General features: G+C 52.9%; 14 protein-coding genes and 1 riboswitch. Of the genes, 5 read left to right on the plus strand and 9 right to left on the minus strand.

What is annotated here, in order from left to right; genetic code table 11:
• Positions 1–224: 224 nt before the first annotated feature.
• Together murI and btuB are read right to left on the minus strand one after the other, a co-directional pair.
• Positions 225–1,076, minus strand: a complete 852-nt coding sequence (murI, locus tag RIN69_RS21535) for a glutamate racemase (RefSeq protein WP_313854462.1) — start codon at positions 1,074–1,076, stop codon at positions 225–227.
• Positions 1,021–2,904 carry a TonB-dependent vitamin B12 receptor BtuB gene (btuB, locus tag RIN69_RS21540; RefSeq protein WP_313854463.1) on the minus strand — a complete coding sequence of 628 codons (1,884 nt, stop codon included), beginning with the start codon at positions 2,902–2,904 and terminating at the stop codon, positions 1,021–1,023. The genes murI and btuB overlap by 56 nt, the downstream gene beginning before the upstream one ends.
• A 72-nt stretch (positions 2,905–2,976) precedes the next feature.
• Positions 2,977–3,157: riboswitch (cobalamin riboswitch) on the minus strand.
• A 123-nt stretch (positions 3,158–3,280) separates the two neighbouring features.
• Here btuB and trmA point away from each other — a divergent pair.
• A complete protein-coding gene (trmA, locus tag RIN69_RS21545) occupies positions 3,281–4,381 on the plus strand; it encodes a tRNA (uridine(54)-C5)-methyltransferase TrmA (protein ID WP_313854464.1) in 1,101 nt (366 codons plus the stop codon).
• 39 nt (positions 4,382–4,420) lie between these two features.
• Here trmA and RIN69_RS21550 read toward each other — a convergent pair whose 3' ends face one another.
• The gene (locus RIN69_RS21550) at positions 4,421–4,771 is read right to left on the minus strand and encodes a YijD family membrane protein (RefSeq protein WP_313854465.1); all 351 of its coding nucleotides are present in this window, start codon (positions 4,769–4,771) and stop codon (positions 4,421–4,423) included.
• A gap of 22 nt (positions 4,772–4,793) precedes the next feature.
• A complete protein-coding gene (fabR, locus tag RIN69_RS21555) occupies positions 4,794–5,435 on the minus strand; it encodes an HTH-type transcriptional repressor FabR (protein ID WP_052901668.1) in 642 nt (213 codons plus the stop codon).
• A gap of 194 nt (positions 5,436–5,629) precedes the next feature.
• Here fabR and sthA point away from each other — a divergent pair, with 194 nt between their 5' ends.
• On the plus strand, positions 5,630–7,030 hold the full coding sequence (gene sthA / locus RIN69_RS21560) for a Si-specific NAD(P)(+) transhydrogenase (protein WP_313854467.1): 1,401 nt from the start codon (positions 5,630–5,632) through the stop codon (positions 7,028–7,030).
• Here sthA and oxyR read toward each other — a convergent pair.
• Positions 7,013–7,930 (minus strand): DNA-binding transcriptional regulator OxyR, encoded by a 918-nt coding sequence (gene oxyR, locus RIN69_RS21565; protein ID WP_313854469.1) that lies wholly within the window; start codon positions 7,928–7,930, stop codon positions 7,013–7,015. The two genes, sthA and oxyR, sit on opposite strands and share 18 nt — an antisense overlap.
• A 137-nt stretch (positions 7,931–8,067) precedes the next feature.
• Between oxyR and RIN69_RS21570 the strand changes: the two genes are divergently transcribed.
• Complete coding sequence (locus tag RIN69_RS21570) at positions 8,068–8,802, plus strand: redoxin family protein (protein ID WP_313854472.1); 735 nt, start codon at positions 8,068–8,070, stop codon at positions 8,800–8,802.
• A 45-nt stretch (positions 8,803–8,847) separates the two neighbouring features.
• On the opposite strand, the gene argH is transcribed toward RIN69_RS21570, so the two are convergent.
• The 4 genes from argH to argC form a co-directional block, all read right to left on the minus strand.
• Positions 8,848–10,221: an argininosuccinate lyase gene (gene argH, locus RIN69_RS21575; RefSeq protein ID WP_313854474.1), complete on the minus strand. Its 1,374-nt coding sequence runs from the start codon at positions 10,219–10,221 to the stop codon at positions 8,848–8,850.
• A gap of 81 nt (positions 10,222–10,302) precedes the next feature.
• Complete coding sequence (locus RIN69_RS21580; protein WP_052901678.1) at positions 10,303–11,517, minus strand: argininosuccinate synthase; 1,215 nt, start codon at positions 11,515–11,517, stop codon at positions 10,303–10,305.
• 30 nt (positions 11,518–11,547) lie between these two features.
• Positions 11,548–12,324, minus strand: a complete 777-nt coding sequence (argB, locus tag RIN69_RS21585) for an acetylglutamate kinase (RefSeq protein WP_313854477.1) — start codon at positions 12,322–12,324, stop codon at positions 11,548–11,550.
• A gap of 20 nt (positions 12,325–12,344) precedes the next feature.
• Positions 12,345–13,349: an N-acetyl-gamma-glutamyl-phosphate reductase gene (gene argC, locus RIN69_RS21590; RefSeq protein WP_313854478.1), complete on the minus strand. Its 1,005-nt coding sequence runs from the start codon at positions 13,347–13,349 to the stop codon at positions 12,345–12,347.
• Positions 13,350–13,535: 186 nt separating this feature from the next.
• Between argC and argE the strand changes: the two genes are divergently transcribed.
• Together argE and ppc are read left to right on the plus strand one after the other, a co-directional pair.
• Positions 13,536–14,687 carry an acetylornithine deacetylase gene (gene argE / locus RIN69_RS21595; protein WP_313854479.1) on the plus strand — a complete coding sequence of 384 codons (1,152 nt, stop codon included), beginning with the start codon at positions 13,536–13,538 and terminating at the stop codon, positions 14,685–14,687.
• Between the two features lie 244 nt (positions 14,688–14,931).
• Entirely contained in the window at positions 14,932–17,583 is a 2,652-nt protein-coding gene (gene ppc, locus RIN69_RS21600) for a phosphoenolpyruvate carboxylase (RefSeq protein ID WP_313854481.1), read from the plus strand.
• Positions 17,584–17,598 lie beyond the last annotated feature (15 nt).

The raw sequence follows: 17,598 nt of genomic DNA on the forward strand, positions 1-17,598 counted from the left end.
CTGATAAATTGTTAAAGAGCAGTGCAATCAGCATTTTAAGTTGCTGTTGCGAGGTCACGTATATTACGCTTTCCTCTTGAAGAGTCAAGTATTTTTTTACTTTTCTCTTCCTGATGCGGCGACCGTTAAGTCGTTGTTCCGTGTCAGTGGAGGCGCATTATAGGGAGTTTCTGACAGCTGACAAGCCCTAAATGCAAAAAACTTTTCGAGTGTCTCTTTTTTGCTCAAAACGTCAATTTTTCGAGCTTTTCAAAGCCATAACGCTGTAAAACGGGCATTAATTGCGCAGTTTCTTCGGTGAAAGCCATGCAATAAGCCGTATTGCCTGCCGCTGACAGCGCAACAGGAGACTCATGCTCCAGTAACCAGACTGTCCGTCGTGCAATAGCGGCACCGGAATCGACCAGCCGCGTGCCCTCAGGCAATACCTGCTGTAGCTCTTCACTTAATAAAGGGAAGTGAGTGCAGCCCAACACTACCGTGTCCGGTGGCTCAGCCATTCGCAGCCACGGCTGCAGAATGCGTTTGATCTCTTCTAAAGAGACCGGCTGACCGTGCAGTTTAGCCTCGGCCAGTTCCACCAGCTCCGCTGAGCCGAGCATTTCGGTTTTACATTCACTGGCAAAACGCGCCACCAGCTCATGAGTATAGGGACGACGTACCGTGCCACGGGTCGCCAGCAAACCGACAATACCGTTACGGGTCAAGCGTGCCGCAGGCTTAATCGCCGGCACAACGCCGACCACCGGAAATTCAAAGCGCGCGCGCAGAGCAGGTAAAGTGACGGTACTCGCCGAGTTACAGGCAATAACCACCAGTGCCAGAGGAGTAATTTGAGTAATTGCCGTCACAATCTCTACGACACGCTCAACAATAAACTCTTCACTCTTCTCACCATAAGGAAAAGCGACGTTATCGAAAGCATAGAGATAATGGAGATCCGGCAGCAGTTGCCGAATCTCATCATAGACAGAAAGCCCACCGACGCCGGAGTCAAAGATCAACACGGTGGGTCTTAAATCAGAAGCTGTAGCTGCCGTTGACGAAGTATTCCCGTCCTGGGGTTTGATAGCCATACGCTGTCTCGTAATCTTTATCGAACAGGTTGGCAATTCTACCACGAACGGTGAGCTGAGTTGTGACCGGATACGAAACCGCGAGATCCCACAAACTTACTCCACCGAGTTTTACGCTGCGGGCAGTGTAAGAAGAGTTGAAATCTTTATCATAGCGTTCGCCGAGATACTGATAACTCACTGACCAGTCAACGTTGTAGAGGGTCCAGTCAAGCTGGTACTTAACCTGCTGTTTAGCACGACGTAACAGTACTTCATTCGTCGTGACATCGCGTGGATCAACATAGTCATAAGAAATTTGATGGCTAAGCGGACCAGTATCAAAGGAGGCCGTGGCTTCAACGCCTTTAATCTTCGCTTTATCTATATTGTAGAAACGGTAGGTCGATGGATCGCTACTAATCAAATCGTCGATATCGTTACGATAGCCAGAAATGCGCCAGTTTACCGGACCGGTTAAACCGGCAAAGCCGCCTTCCCACTGCTTACTCTTTTCCGGATCGAGATCGCGATTGCCATAAGTTTCGCTGTAGACCTGATTGAGGTTGGGCGCTTTAAAAGCGGTGCCGTAAGAAGCGAAGACGCTATAACCGTCAACAAACTCCCATGACGCGGCAGATTGCCAGGTGTTATGCCAGCCAAATTCATTATTGTCGTCACCGCGCACCGCCCCCTCCAGCGTCACGCTGCCAAATTTCTGCTGGGTGGTGGCATAGACACCGGTATTGCGCTGCTCCTGTCCTGACTGTACAAAACCGCTGCCGGGCTCAGAGGTCTGCTTTTGCCAGTCAACACCGGCGCTCAGCGTGCCGTTAGCCACTGCGAAAGTATTGCCCCACTGCAGGTTATACTGCTGCACATCATCCAGCGTCGCGGAGGCATCGTAGCGACCCTTGGCAGGATCGTAATTGTAATCCTTGGTATGGCTGTAGCTGGCTATCAGCTGAGTTGAGTAGATACCTTCATGGAAACGTAAACCGGTATCCCAGGTCTGGCTGTAGAGTTGGCGGGTATCCGGCAGGCCTATAATGTTGAAGGCATCGTCGTAGGCCCAGGTACCATCATAACCGGTGCGATTATCAAAACCGTAACCACGAAAGAAACCGCTGAACCGATCGTCAAACTGATGTTCAACCATGCCGTACAGCGTTTTACTCATAAAGCCGTCGCGGTCTGGCTGTCCGGGAGTGCCATAAACATCCGGAAATCCGGCTTCGACATCAAACCCTTTGGTATAAGTGTAGTTGCCCGCCATCGTCAGCAAGGTGTTCTCACCTAACTGCTGCTGAGTCGAACCATCATAAGCCTGATAACCATGGGAACCGAGACCCGCTGTCAGAGTGGTGCCCGGCTTATCGCGGCCGGTGATAATATTTACCACGCCGCCAATCGCATCAGAACCATAGGCTGCAGAACGCGCGCCGCGCACATATTCTATGCGCTGTACCAAAGAGATGGGAATTTGACTGAGATCGGAAGAACCACTGATTCCAGCCTGATTAAGACGAATGCCGTCAATCAGCACCAGAACATGGCCAGAGTTGGTGCCACGAATAAACAGCGAGCTTTTCTGCCCCATTCCGCCATTTTGTCCGATATCTACACCCGGTAACCGGCGCATCACATCGGTGACAGTTTTAGATTGCCAGCGATCGATCTGTTCTTTCGTCACAACCGTTGTCGGGGCCAGTACTGAAGAAACTGGCTGCGCAAAACGATTAGCGGTAACTACCAGCTGATCATCATTTTGCTGCGCAACGCCGTTTTGCGCCCAGAGTGAAATTGCCGTGGCGCTAAAAGCCAGCAGCGAAGTTTTTGTTTTAATCATTTGAATTAAAGCATCCAAACAGATGTAGCAGGATGCCGCAGGCATACGACCGATAGCACGCGATGACCGTATAAATTGCGACGTACTCCGGCAGGTCTTCGGGCTTGGTGTCATTAACTGGCGAAGACTTCCCATCAATATAGACAGTGTCTGCACTGGCAATCGCCACGACAATCCTTACCGCTGCGCGTCAGCTCCAGATTTGCACTGGATTCCCTTTTAACTCAAGGAGGCCGGAAATCGCATACTACGATTTAGATGAATAGAAATCCAGACTTCCAGGCTGCTAAAATAAGGGTTTTCGCGACAACGCTGGACATCGACGATCGAATCCCTACAATCGCCCGGCAAGTCAGCCACTCAATCAGGAATTCTCATGACGCCCGAACAATTGCCAATCGAAAACTATGACGCCCAGCTGGCGGAGAAAGTCACCCGTTTACAGGGGATGATGTCACCCTTTGCTGCGCCTGAAGTTGAGGTATTTCGTTCACCGGTCAGTCATTACCGGATGCGTGCAGAGTTTCGCCTCTGGCATGACGGCGACGACATCTATCATATTATGTTTGATCAGCAGACCCGTGAGCGTATTCGCGTCGACAGCTTCCCGGCAGCCAGCGAACTGATTAATCGCCTGATGCCGCTGTTGATTGAAGCGATTCGCGATAACCGCGTGTTGCGCCGCAAACTGTTCCAGATAGATTATCTGTCGACCATGAGCAACCAGGTGGTGGTGTCGCTGCTGTATCACCGTAAGCTGGATGATGAGTGGCAACAGGCGGCAGCGGCACTGCGTGATGCGTTACGCGCGCAGGGGTTTGAGCTTCATCTGATTGGTCGCGCCACCAAAACCAAAATCTGTCTCGACCAGGATTTTGTCGATGAGCGTCTGCCGGTCGCGGGCCGTGAACTGGTTTATCGTCAGGTAGAAAATAGCTTCACGCAGCCTAATGCGGCGATGAATATTCAGATGCTGGAGTGGGCGCTGGATGTCACTGCCGGTTCACAGGGTGACCTGCTGGAACTGTATTGTGGTAACGGCAACTTCTCGCTGGCGCTGGCTCGTAATTTCCGCCGCGTACTGGCTACCGAAATCGCCAAGCCGTCGGTCGCTTCAGCGCAGTACAATATTGCGGTGAACCAGATTGATAATGTGCAGATTATTCGCATGTCGGCGGAAGAGTTTACCCAGGCGATGAACGGCACGCGTCAGTTTAACCGTTTAGAGGGTATCGACTTAACCAGTTACCAGTGTGAAACCATCTTTGTTGACCCGCCACGCAGCGGCCTTGATGACGAAACGGTGAAGATGGTGCAGGCGTATCCACAGATTCTGTATATCTCCTGTAACCCGGAGACACTGAGCGCTAACCTGCAAACGCTGTCGCAAACCCACGATGTGACACGCCTGGCACTGTTTGATCAGTTCCCGTATACCCATCATATGGAATGCGGTGTGCTGCTGACTCGCCGCTAAAAAACAGTAACGGCGAACCGAGTTCGCCGTTTTACGCTGTTATTTTCTGCCGGCTTTAATACGCAGCCCAATCCAGAAGATCAACGCCACCATCAAAATGGTCGGCACAAAATTCGATCCAATATCCGGATACTCCGCACGCACAATCGCGCTATACAGCAGAATGCCCAGCAGGAAAAATGCGGCGGCCAGCGAAGGCATGCCATCAGGCATCGCGCGGTTGAGATAACGCTGATGCAGACACCAGGCGGCAAGACCCAACGCAATCAGCGGAAAGATTGAAAACGGCACAATGGAGCTAAAAAGCACCGAAAAAGAACCATTTATCGACAGGCCAGTAATAAACGCTAAAACTAGTGTTCCTTTATCCCGGTGGGTCGGTTCAGTCATTTCATTATCCTTATCAACCAGCTTAATCATTTGATGCTAAAGTGACCGCCAGCCTCTCTTGCTCACGGCGATACCAGTAATACGCACCTTTCGAGATCATGCGCAGCTGTAACACCAGTCGCTCTTCGAGCTGACGGCGCTGCGCGACATCGATGTCCAGCGCCTCTGCACCGGCGTTAAAGACAATAATAACCATTGCCTCGGCCTGCGCTTCGGTGAAACTGCGCGGCATACGGTTTTCCAGCTCAAGATAATCCGCCAGTTCAGCGATAAAATGTTGTATCTCCCGCGCCACAGCGGCACGGAAAGCGGCAGAAGTACCCGAACGCTCGCGTAATAACAGGCGAAAAGCGTTGGGATTGTTGCCGATAAACTCCATAAAAGTAGAGACCGAGGTGCGAATAACGCTGCCGCCTTTGGCAATACGCTGACGAGCCTGACGCATCAACTGACGCAGCATCAGACCGCTCTCGTCGACCATGGTCAACCCTAACTCATCTACATCACGAAAGTGACGATAAAATGATGTCGGCGCGATTCCCGCTTCGCGCGCAACTTCTCGCAGGCTCAGGCTGGCGAAACTTCTTTCGGCACTCAGCTGACTGAATGCCGCTTCAATGAGCGAACGCCGTGTACGTTCTTTTTGTTGTGCTCTGACGCCCATGGTTGTGCCTGTTTGTCCTGCCGAAGCGGAACTATAGCAAACTTTTCAGCGTACAGTCCTATCAACTTTGTCAACGCTTGTTAACCTCACGCTTTGTCAAATCGAGGCAAAAATCGCTGATACAATTGGGATGTCTGCAATGAGATGTTAGAATCTCGTTGTAAAAATGTAGATAAAATATAGGACGTACTGGTATGCAACAGTCTTACGATTACGATGCCATAGTCATTGGCTCAGGTCCTGGTGGCGAGGGTGCCGCCATGGGCCTGGTTAAACAGGGAGCGCGTATCGCGGTAATCGAGCGCTTTCACAATATCGGCGGTGGCTGTACCCACTGGGGAACCATCCCGTCGAAAGCGCTCCGTCACGCTGTAAGCCGCATCATCGAATTCAATCAGAACCCGCTTTACAGTGACCACAGCCGCCTGCTTCGCTCCTCATTTGCTGACATTCTTAACCACACCGAAAACGTTATCAGCCAGCAAACCCGCATGCGTCAGGGTTTTTATGAGCGCAACCATTGCGAGTTGTTTCAGGGCGATGCCCAGTTTGTTGATGCCAACACCGTTGAAATTGTCTTTCCTGACGGCACTACTGACCGCCTGACCGCAGAGAAATTTGTTATCGCCTGTGGGTCACGCCCGTATCATCCGGCCGAAGTCGACTTTACCCATCCGCGCATTTATGACTCCGACTCGATCCTCAATCTGCATCATGAGCCGGGCCATGTGATCATTTATGGTGCCGGGGTGATCGGCTGTGAATACGCATCGATCTTCCGTGGCCTGAATGTCAAAGTCGATCTGATTAACACTCGCGATCGTCTGCTGGCATTCCTCGATCAGGAGATGTCCGACTCGCTCTCTTACCACTTCTGGAACAGCGGCGTGGTGATTCGTCACAACGAAGAGTTTGAGAAAGTAGAAGGCGTACAGGATGGCGTGATTGTGCATCTGAAATCCGGCAAGAAAGTGAAAGCTGATTGCCTGCTGTATGCCAATGGCCGTACCGGTAACACTGATTCGCTCTCGCTGGACAAGGTGGGTCTGGAAGCCGACAGCCGTGGCCTGCTGAAGGTTAACAGTATGTATCAGACTGCCCAGCCGCATATTTACGCGGTCGGTGACGTGATCGGTTATCCAAGCCTTGCGTCGGCAGCCTACGATCAAGGGCGTATTGCAGCACAGGCGATCATTAAAGGTGAAGCTTCAGCCCATCTGATTGAGGATATCCCAACCGGGATTTATACCATTCCGGAAATCAGTTCTGTCGGTAAAACCGAACAGCAGCTGACGGCGATGAAAGTGCCATATGAAGTGGGTCGTGCGCAGTTTAAACATCTGGCGCGTGCGCAGATTGTGGGTATGCACGTTGGTAGCCTGAAGATCCTGTTCCATCGCGAAACCAAAGAGATTTTAGGCATTCACTGCTTTGGTGAGCGCGCCGCCGAGATTATTCATATCGGTCAGGCGATCATGGAGCAAAAAAATGGTGGCAACACGATTGAATACTTCGTGAATACCACCTTTAACTATCCGACGATGGCGGAAGCCTATCGGGTAGCGGCACTGAACGGCTTAAACCGCCTGTTTTAAGCTACTGCCCATCACACCCTGCATATGGGTGCGAATCGCCTCTGCCAGCTGTTCATAACGGCTGCGCAGTGGCGAGCCAGGGCGATAGACCAGCGCAATCGTGCGCTGCGGTTCCGGCTTGTAGCACGACAGATAGCAGACGCCATCGCGCACGCGCTCTTTCGGCACCGCCAGTGAAGGTAACAGCGTAATACCGCTGCCTGCCGCCACCATATTGCGCAGCGTCTCTAAACTGGTGGCCCGGAAATGCGTATCTTCATCGGCACCCGCCTGGAAACAGAAGCCCATCGCCTGATCGCGCAGACAGTGACCGTCCTCCAGCATCAGCAGCTTTTCACCCGCCAGATCGGACATCGGCACACGATCGCGATCGTGCCATGGATGATCGGCATAGATCGCCAGTTTCATTGGCTCGTCGAATAACGGCACCTCAATAAAGGCTTCGCTCTCTTTGACCAACGCCAGGATCGCGCAGTCCAGCTTACCGCTGTCGAGTTGCGCCAGCAGCTGCTGGGTCTGAGATTCATGCAGATACATTTCCAGCTTGGGAAAAGTCTGGTGCAGCATCGGCACAATTTGTGGCAGCAAATAAGGCCCAACGGTTGGAATCAGGCCGATATGCAGTGGCCCGGACATCGCCTCGCCCTGTTGGCTCGCCATCTCTTTCAGTACTTTCACTTCACGCAGCACGGTGCGCGCCTGATCCACCAGCAGCAAACCCGCCTGCGTGAAAAGTACTTTACGGCTGGTGCGCTCCAGCAGCATGACGCCTAATTCATCTTCCAGTTTACGAATCTGGCCACTCAGCGTTGGCTGACTGACATGGCAGGAATCGGCAGCACGTCGAAAATGACGGTGCTCGGCTAACGCCACCAGATATTCAAGATCACGAATATTCATTTTATCCTCCGAGCCACGATAGTCCGTGGCGATAGATAGGATAGCAATCAACGATTATCCCTATCAAGCTGATAAAGCAATAATGTTAAGCATTCAGGCAAGGGCCAAATTGATTAATCTTAACCGCGAGGTACTTTATGTTTGCAAGTCAGGAAGGTAAGTCCATCCCGCAGGTCACTTTTCATACGCGTCAGGGCGATCGCTGGATCGACGTTACAACTGATGAGCTGTTTAAAGATAAAACGGTAATCGTGTTTTCACTGCCAGGTGCATTTACCCCGACCTGTTCGTCGAGCCACCTGCCACGCTATAACGAGCTGTCCAGCGTATTCGCTCAGCACGGCGTCGACAGCATTCTGTGCGTTTCGGTGAATGACACCTTCGTGATGAACGCGTGGAAAGCCGATCAGCATGCCAACAACATCACCTTTATTCCTGATGGCAACGGTGACTTTACCCGTGGCATGGAGATGCTGGTTGAGAAAGCCGATCTCGGATTTGGCCCGCGCTCATGGCGTTATTCAATGCTGGTGCGTAACGGTGTGGTAGAGAAGATGTTTGTTGAACCAAACAAACCGGGTGACCCGTTTGAAGTTTCCGATGCGGATACCATGCTGCGCTACCTGGCACCAGAATTTAAAGTGCAGGAATCAGTGTCACTGTTTACTAAACCCGGTTGTCCGTTCTGCACCAAAGCGAAACAGATGCTGCTGGACCGGGGCATTCAGTACGAAGAGATCGTGCTGGGTCAGGATGCCACCACCGTCAGCCTGCGCGCCGTAACCGGCCGCGCCACCGTACCACAGGTGTTTATTGGCGGTCGCCATATTGGTGGTAGTGACGATCTGGAGCAGTTCTTCGCCACTGCATAACAGATAGCTTAAGGGAGCCTTTTACGGCTCCCTTCTGTTATGCGCTTAGCCTAAACGTTGTTTCGCTTCAGTAATCGCCAGGGCAACCTGATGCGGAGAGACGCCACCTTTGGCATTACGCTGATCGAGGCAGGATTGCAGCGCAAGGTACGGATAGACATCATCGCCAATCACGCTGCTGAATTTCTGCAAATCAGCCAGTTTCAGTGCTTCCAGCGCCACACCCTGTTGAATCGCTTCCACTACCGCTTCACCGACAATATGGTGCGCTTCACGGAATGGCACGCCTTTACCAACCAGATAATCCGCCAGTTCAGTCGCATTAGCATAACCCTGCTCCGCCGCTTCCTGGCAACGTGGACGCTTCACCTGAATGCCATCCAGCACCAGCGCCGCCATATGCAGACAGTCGGACCAGGTATCGAGCGCATCAAACAGCCCTTCTTTGTCTTCCTGCATATCTTTGTTATAAGCCAGCGGCAGACCTTTCAGCGTCATCATCATGCCGGTCAGTGCGCCCTGTACGCGGCCACATTTACCGCGAATCAGCTCCAGCGCATCCGGATTCTTCTTCTGTGGCATCAGCGAGGAGCCGGACGTCACACGGTCGGACAGCTCAACAAAGCCGGCCTCACCGGTATTGAAGAAAATCAGATCTTCAGCGAAACGCGACAGGTGCACCATGCCGATTGAGGCATTGGAGAGAAGCTCTAACACGTGGTCGCGGTCGGAAACGGTATCCAGACTGTTACGGGTTGCCGACGCAAAGCCTAACCAGCCCGCCAGCTGCTCACGATCGATTTCATAGGCGGTACCGGCCAACGCACCACAGCCCAGTGGGCTGACGTCAAGGCGCTTCAGGGTGTCCTGCAGGCGGCTCTCATCACGCGCCAGCATCTCAACATACGCCAGACACCAGTGAGCAAAGGTAACCGGCTGCGCGCGTTGCAGATGGGTATAACCAGGCATCACGGCATCCTGATTAGCTTCGGCAGTGGCGACCAGCGCCTGCTGCAGCTGACGCGTGGCGCTCAGCAATTCGCTGACCTCGGTTTTACACCAGAGCTTCAGGTCGGTAGCGACCTGATCGTTACGGCTACGGCCAGTGTGGAGTTTCTTACCCAGCGCGCCGACTTTATCGATTAAACGCCCTTCCACCCAGCTGTGAATATCTTCTGCATCGCTTTCGAGAATCTGCTGCGGATTCGCACGCACTTCTTCCAGCAACACGGTTAATGCCTGTTCTAACTGCTGCTGTTCGTCCTCGGTCAGCACGTTAACCGTTACCAGCGCTTTGGACCAGGCGACGGAACCGACAATATCCTGTTCTGCCAGACGATAGTCGAAGCGCAGCGAGTCGTTGAAAAGCTTGAAACGTTGATCTGCTGCCTGAGTAAACCGTCCACCCCAAAGTGCCATGTTATTGCTCCGTTTGATAAAAATGAATAGGTATTGCCATTAAGACGGGCGGCGAAAACGCCGCCCACTACAGAGTTCGAATTATTTCTTTTCGTTCAGTGCACGGATGCGTGAAGAGAGCGAGAACAGACGGATAAAGCCGCCCGCGTGACGGTGGTCATATACTTCGTCTTCGCCAAAAGTCGCAAACTCTTCAGAGTACAGGCTGTTCGGCGATTTTTTCTGAATCGCAGTCACCTGGCCTTTGTACAGTTGCAGAACCACTTCACCGTTCACTTCTTCAGCCAGTGCTTCAGCGGAAGCCTGCAGGGATTTACGCAGTGGCGCGAACCAGCGGCCATCGTATACTACGTAAGACATTTCCAGGCCCAGCTGCTCACGCCATTTGAAGCTGTCGCGATCCAGAACCAGCTGCTCAACCGCGCGCAGGGCGTTGACCATAATGGTGCCGCCAGGCGTTTCGTAGCAACCGCGGGATTTGATACCCACCAGACGGTTTTCCACGATATCAATACGACCCACGCCGTGTTTGGCACCGATCACATTCAGTTTTTCCAGGCACTGGAACGGGCTAAGTGCTTCGCCGTTTACCGCCACTACACAGCCTTTTTCGACTTTGATGGTGACCTGCTCAGGCTGATCCGGTGCTTCCAGCGGATCAACGGTCCAGACCCAGCAATCTTTGTTTGGTGCATTCCACGGGCTTTCCAGCACGCCACCCTCGGTCGAGATGTGCCAGGCGTTTTCATCACGGCTATAGATTTTTTCCAGTGACGCGGTGGTCGGGATGTTACGCTCTTTCAGGTAATCCAGCAGGGCTTCACGGGAACGCAGGTTCCACTCACGCCATGGAGCCACAACTTTCAGCTGGGGTGCCAGCGCGGTGTAGGTGGTTTCAAAACGCACCTGGTCGTTACCTTTGCCGGTCGCGCCGTGGCACAGTGCATCAGCACCCACTTTCAGTGCCAGCTCAACCTGGGCTTTAGCAATGATTGGACGCGCCATTGAAGTACCCAGCAAATAAGTGCCTTCGTACAGCGCACCGGTTTGCAGCACCGGATAGACGTAATCGCGGATAAACTCTTCACGCAGATCGACTACATGGCACTCGGATGCGCCCGACTGCAGCGCTTTTTGCTCAACGCCTTCCAGATCGCCACGCTCCTGACCGATATCGGCAACAAATGCGACCACTTCGCAGTCGCCGTAATTCTCTTTCAGCCATGGAATGATTGCTGAGGTATCCAGACCGCCGGAGTAAGCCAGAACGATTTTCTTAATGCCTTGGTTTTGCATCTTTTAATCCTTGAATATAAAAACGTTTCGTTATGCGAGAATCCGGGTGCCAATGGACACACCGTTAAATAAAGTTGGCAACTGTTCAGCGTTACGCCAGCTGGCGATATCGACCGGACGTCCCAGCGTACGGGCAGCATCGAGAGCGGCGTTAACTTTAACAATCATGCCATCGGTAATAATGCCCTGCGCAATCAGCTGCTCGGCTTTCGCGGCGGTCATCTCTTCGATGCGCTGACCTTTGCCATCCAGAATACCGCTGACGTCAGAGAGCAGAATCAGGTCAGCACCGAGCGTGGCAGCCAGCGCCGTCGCCGCCTGGTCAGCATTGACGTTCATCAGTTCGCCAGCATCAGTAATGCCAATTGAGCTCACTACCGGCAAGAAATTAGCCGCCAGCAGGGTATTAATTAACACCGGGGAACCTGGCGTCGCATTACCAACATGCCCCAGTGATTCATCAAGTTGCGTCACGTTAACGCTATTGCCGTCACCGAGACACAGGCCAACAGCATTGATAGCATATTTCTTCGCCCACGCCAGCAGCGTTTTGTTGGCGGTTCCTGCCAGCGCACCGGTGATGATGTCGATCTGATCGGCAGGCGTCACCCGCAGGCCATTTTTCTTCTGAACCGGCAGCGCCAGTTTCTTCATCAGTTCATCCACCAGACAGCCACCGCCATGCACGATTAACAGCGGACGCTGGTGAGATTCACGATAAGTCACCAGCGCGTCAAACAGTCGCGCCAGCGCCTCTTCACTGTCCAGTAACACACCGCCCAGTTTGATAATGAGTGGATTGGTCATAATGTTCTCAAACTCGTCAGTTAAATAAGTGACAGCGTTTCAGGGAAACCGAAACGGATATTCAGACACTGCACCGCCTGCGAAGACGCGCCTTTCAGCAGGTTATCTTCCGCCGCAACGAGGATCACATGCTCGCCCTGTACGGCAAAACCAATATCGCAGAACGGCAGACCAATCACAGATTTTAGCGCTGGCAGGCTCTTGTCATGCAGACGCACCAGTGGTTTGTCGTGATAGGCGTTGTGCAACGCTTCCGCCACATCTTCACGGCTGATGCCGGCTTTCAGGCGACAGGTAATAGTTTCCAGAATACCGCGCGGGAAATTGCCCAGATGCGGGTTAAAAATTACCGGCATCCCCAGATGTTCAGCGATTTCCGGCTGATGGCGATGAGCAAACAGGTTGTAGGGTTGCAGGCTCACTTCGCAGAAACTGGTGTTAATACTGGCCTTACGACCGGCACCGCTGACGCCACTGGTGGCGTTGATCACCGGCCACTGATCGCGATTCAGCAGATCGGCTTCGATCAACGGCTTCAGCGCCAGCTGAGCCGCGGTCGGATAGCATCCCGGCACCGCAATCAGCTGCGCTTCTTTAATTCTGTCGTGCTGCCACTCGGCCAGGCCATAAACAGCTTTATCCAGCCACTGCTGATGCTGATGGGTAAAACCGTAGTATTGGGTGTAGAAGTTCTCATCGTTTACGCGGAAAGCGCCAGAGAGATCGAACACCACACAGCCGGCTTTCAGGAATTCAGGCGCCAGGTCGTGGCTGACCTCGTGGGCGGTGGCGAGGAATACCACATCAACCTTGCCAGCATACTCGGCAGCATCACTCAGCGGCTGTAAAGGCATATCAACGATGCCTTTCAGCTGCGGATGAAGCTCGGAGAGTAATTTTCCTGCATCCGGGCTTTGCGCTGAAACCGCTAAAGCGGTTATGTTCATATGCGGATGGCGATTCAGATAGGTCGCAAGCTCTACACCAGCATAACCGCTGGCACCAACAATCAGCGTATTCAACATCAGGCTGTATACCTTTTTACAGTCACCAAATTCCGGGTTGCAGCCGTTTAGGCTTCTGACCCACGATGCCAGGCGTTTATTTGTTCAGGGCACATTTAACCGTTCCCTTAAGCCTGACGTTAATGTATTTTTATTCACTATTAATGCATGAATATTGATACTATCCTAACCCAAGGACTGTCAACAGTGAAGACAAAATTACCCCCTTTTATTGAACTATACCGCCAGTTGATCGCGATACCATCAATCAGTGCTACCGACAGCGCGCTCGATCAGAGTAATGAAACTTTAATCAATTTGCTGGCCGGTTGGTTTCGCGACCTTGGCTTCAGCGTGGAGGTTCAGCCGGTACCCGGTACTCGCCATAAATTCAATATGCTGGCGAAGAGCGGTCTCGGTGCTGGCGGCCTACTGTTAGCCGGTCACAGCGATACCGTGCCGTATGACGACGGCCGCTGGACGCGCGATCCTTTCACCCTGACCGAACACGACAATAAGCTGTACGGCCTCGGCACCGCCGACATGAAAGGTTTCTTTGCGTTTATTCTTGATGCGTTGCGTGATGTCGATGTCTCAACGTTAACAAAACCGCTGTATATCCTCGCGACTGCCGATGAAGAAACCACCATGGCTGGCGCGCGCTATTTCTCGGAATCCACCACGCTGCGCCCGGACTGCGCGATTATTGGTGAGCCGACGTCACTGAAGCCGGTGCGCGCGCACAAAGGCCACCTGTCACACGCTATTCGCATTGAGGGGCAATCAGGCCACTCCAGCGATCCAGGTCGTGGCGTCAATGCGATTGAACTGATGCACGATGCGATTGGCCATTTGATGAATCTGCGTAACACGCTGAAAGAGCGCTACCATCACGATGGGTTTGCGATTCCCTATCCGACGATGAATTTCGGCCATATTAATGGTGGTGATGCGGCAAACCGTATCTGCGCCTGCTGCGAGCTGCATATGGATATTCGTCCGTTGCCTGGCCTGACGCTGAGCGATCTTGATGGCTTGTTAAACGAAGCGCTGGCACCGGTAAGTGAGCGCTGGCCGGGTCGCCTGACAGTAGGTGAGTTGCATCCGCCGATTCCGGGCTATGAATGTCCGCCCGATCATCAACTGGTGCAGGTAGTCGAGAAACTGTTAGGGACGCCCACCGAAGTGGTTAACTACTGTACCGAAGCGCCGTTTATTCAACAGATTTGCCCAACGCTGGTTCTGGGTCCAGGCTCAATTAATCAGGCGCATCAGCCCGATGAATTTATCGATACGGCATTTATTAAGCCCACTCGTGAGCTAATCGCTCAGGTGGTGCATCACTTTTGCCATCACTAAGCGACAATGGGGTAAATATCTGTAAAACCAGCCACTTGCCCCAGATTTATCCCGTGTTTAGTGATAAGAATAACTTATCTCGCTTTGATGTAATTAAATTTCATAAATTACCGTCATTTAGCATCAGGATGCTGCTCAATTAAGTCAATTGACGAATGGATAGTTACATGGCTAGATAAAAGACGAAGTTATGCCCGTCTGGGTGAAATAAAGTTACAAAAAATATAAGGGTGTCAGGGGTCATATGAACGAACAATATTCCGCAATGCGAAGTAATGTCAGTATGCTCGGCAAACTGCTCGGGGATACCATCAAGGATGCTTTGGGAGAGAACATCCTCGACCGGGTGGAAACCATCCGTAAACTCTCCAAGTCATCCCGTGCGGGAAATGACGCTCACCGTCAGGAATTGCTCAATACGCTGCAAAATCTGTCGAATGATGAACTGCTGCCGGTCGCCCGCGCGTTCAGTCAGTTTCTGAATCTGACCAATACCGCCGAGCAATACCACACTATTTCCCCGAAAGGTGAAGGCGCTAATCATCCCGAGATGCTGTCCAGATCCTTTGAGCACCTGAAACAACAGCCCAATCTGACCGAAAGCGCAATCCGTGAAGCGATCGAGTCGCTGTCACTGGAGCTGGTGCTGACTGCACACCCGACTGAAATCACCCGCCGTACTCTGATTCATAAACTGGTCGAGGTGAATACCTGCCTGAAGCAGCTCGACCATAACGATCTCTCTGATTACGATCGCGGCCAGATTATGCGCCGCCTGCGTCAGCTGGTTGCCCAGGCCTGGCACACCGATGAAATCCGTAAATATCGCCCATCACCGGTTGATGAAGCCAAATGGGGCTTTGCGGTGGTGGAAAACAGCCTGTGGGAAGGCGTACCAAGCTTCCTGCGAGAACTGAATGAACAGGTTGAAGCATCGTTTGGCTACAAGCTGCCGGTCGACTTTGTGCCGGTGCAGTTCACCTCCTGGATGGGCGGCGACCGCGACGGTAACCCGAATGTGACCTCCGACATTACCCGCCACGTGCTGCAACTCAGCCGCTGGAAAGCCACCGACCTGTTCCTGCGTGATATTGCCGTGCTGGTTTCCGAACTGTCGATGTCTGAATGTAATGATGAAGTACGTCAACTTTGCGGTAATCCGGAAGCGCTCGAACCGTATCGCGAGATCATGAAAAACCTGCGCAGCCAGCTGACGAATACCCAGGCTTACCTCGAACGCCGCCTGAAAGGCGAACGTCCGCCGCGTCCTGCTGATCTGCTGATCTCTAACGAACAGCTGTGGGACCCGCTCTACGCTTGCTATCAGTCACTGCAAGCCTGTGGCATGGGCATCATCGCCAACGGACAGCTGCTGGATACGATGCGCCGGGTGAAATGCTTTGGTGTGCCGCTGGTGCGTATTGATATCCGTCAGGAAAGCACCCGCCATACCGAAGCGATTGCCGAAGTGACGCGCTATCTGGGTCTCGGCGATTATGAAAGCTGGTCTGAAGCCGATAAGCAGGCTTTCCTGGTGCGTGAACTGAATTCGAAACGTCCACTGTTACCGCGCCAGTGGGAACCGAGCGCCGATACCCGTGAAGTATTGGATACCTGTCGCGTCGCGGCAGAAGCACCGAAAGGCTCTATCGCCGCTTACGTCATCTCGATGGCGAAGACGCCCTCAGATGTTCTGGCGGTTCACTTACTGTTGAAAGAAGCCGGTATCACCTATGCGATGCCGGTCGCCCCGCTGTTTGAAACCCTTGATGATTTGAATAATGCCAATGACGTCATGAGCCAGCTGTTAAACATTGACTGGTATCGCGGCTTTATTCAGGGCAAACAGATGGTGATGATTGGCTATTCTGATTCAGCGAAAGACGCCGGTGTAATGGCGGCATCATGGGCGCAGTATCAGGCTCAGGATGCGCTGATCAAAACCTGTGAGAAGGCTGGTATCGCGCTGACGCTGTTCCACGGACGTGGCGGCACCATTGGCCGCGGCGGCGCACCGGCCCATGCGGCACTGCTGTCACAACCGCCGGGTAGCCTGAAAGGCGGCCTGCGCGTGACCGAACAGGGTGAGATGATCCGCTTTAAGTATGGCTTGCCGGAAGTCACCATCTCCAGCCTTTCGCTGTATACCGGTGCGATTCTGGAGGCTAACCTGCTGCCACCGCCGGAACCGAAAAATGAGTGGTGCAGCATTATGGATCAGCTGTCGGCAGTCTCCTGCGAAATGTACCGAGGTTATGTGCGTGAAAATGAGGACTTCGTTCCTTACTTCCGCTCGGCAACGCCGGAACTGGAACTGGGCAAATTGCCACTCGGCTCACGTCCGGCGAAGCGCCGCCCAACCGGTGGCGTAGAGTCACTGCGTGCCATTCCCTGGATCTTCGCCTGGACACAAAACCGTCTGATGCTGCCTGCCTGGCTGGGTGCCGGTGCGGCGCTGCATAAAGCGATGGAAGAAGGTCATCAGGATCAGTTGGAAGCCATGTGCCGTGACTGGCCATTCTTCTCAACTCGTCTGGGGATGCTGGAAATGGTGTTCTCTAAAGCTGATCTGTGGCTGGCAGAATATTACGATCAGCGTCTGGTGGATAAATCATTGTGGCCGCTGGGCAAACAGCTGCGCGACCAGTTGGAGTCTGATATTAAAGCGGTACTGACCATCGCCAATGACTCACATTTGATGGAGGATCAGCCGTGGATTGCGGAATCTATCGCGCTGCGTAATGTCTACACCGACCCACTGAACGTACTGCAGGCCGAGCTGTTGCATCGTTCGCGTCAGCAGGAAGAACAAGGTAGTGAACCTGATGCCCGCGTCGAGCAGGCGCTGATGGTAACTATCGCCGGTGTCGCAGCCGGGATGCGTAACACTGGCTGACAGGCCTTAAAATCC

The sequence above is a fragment of the Winslowiella toletana genome, assembly GCF_032164335.1.
Classification (GTDB): domain Bacteria; phylum Pseudomonadota; class Gammaproteobacteria; order Enterobacterales; family Enterobacteriaceae; genus Erwinia; species Erwinia toletana_A.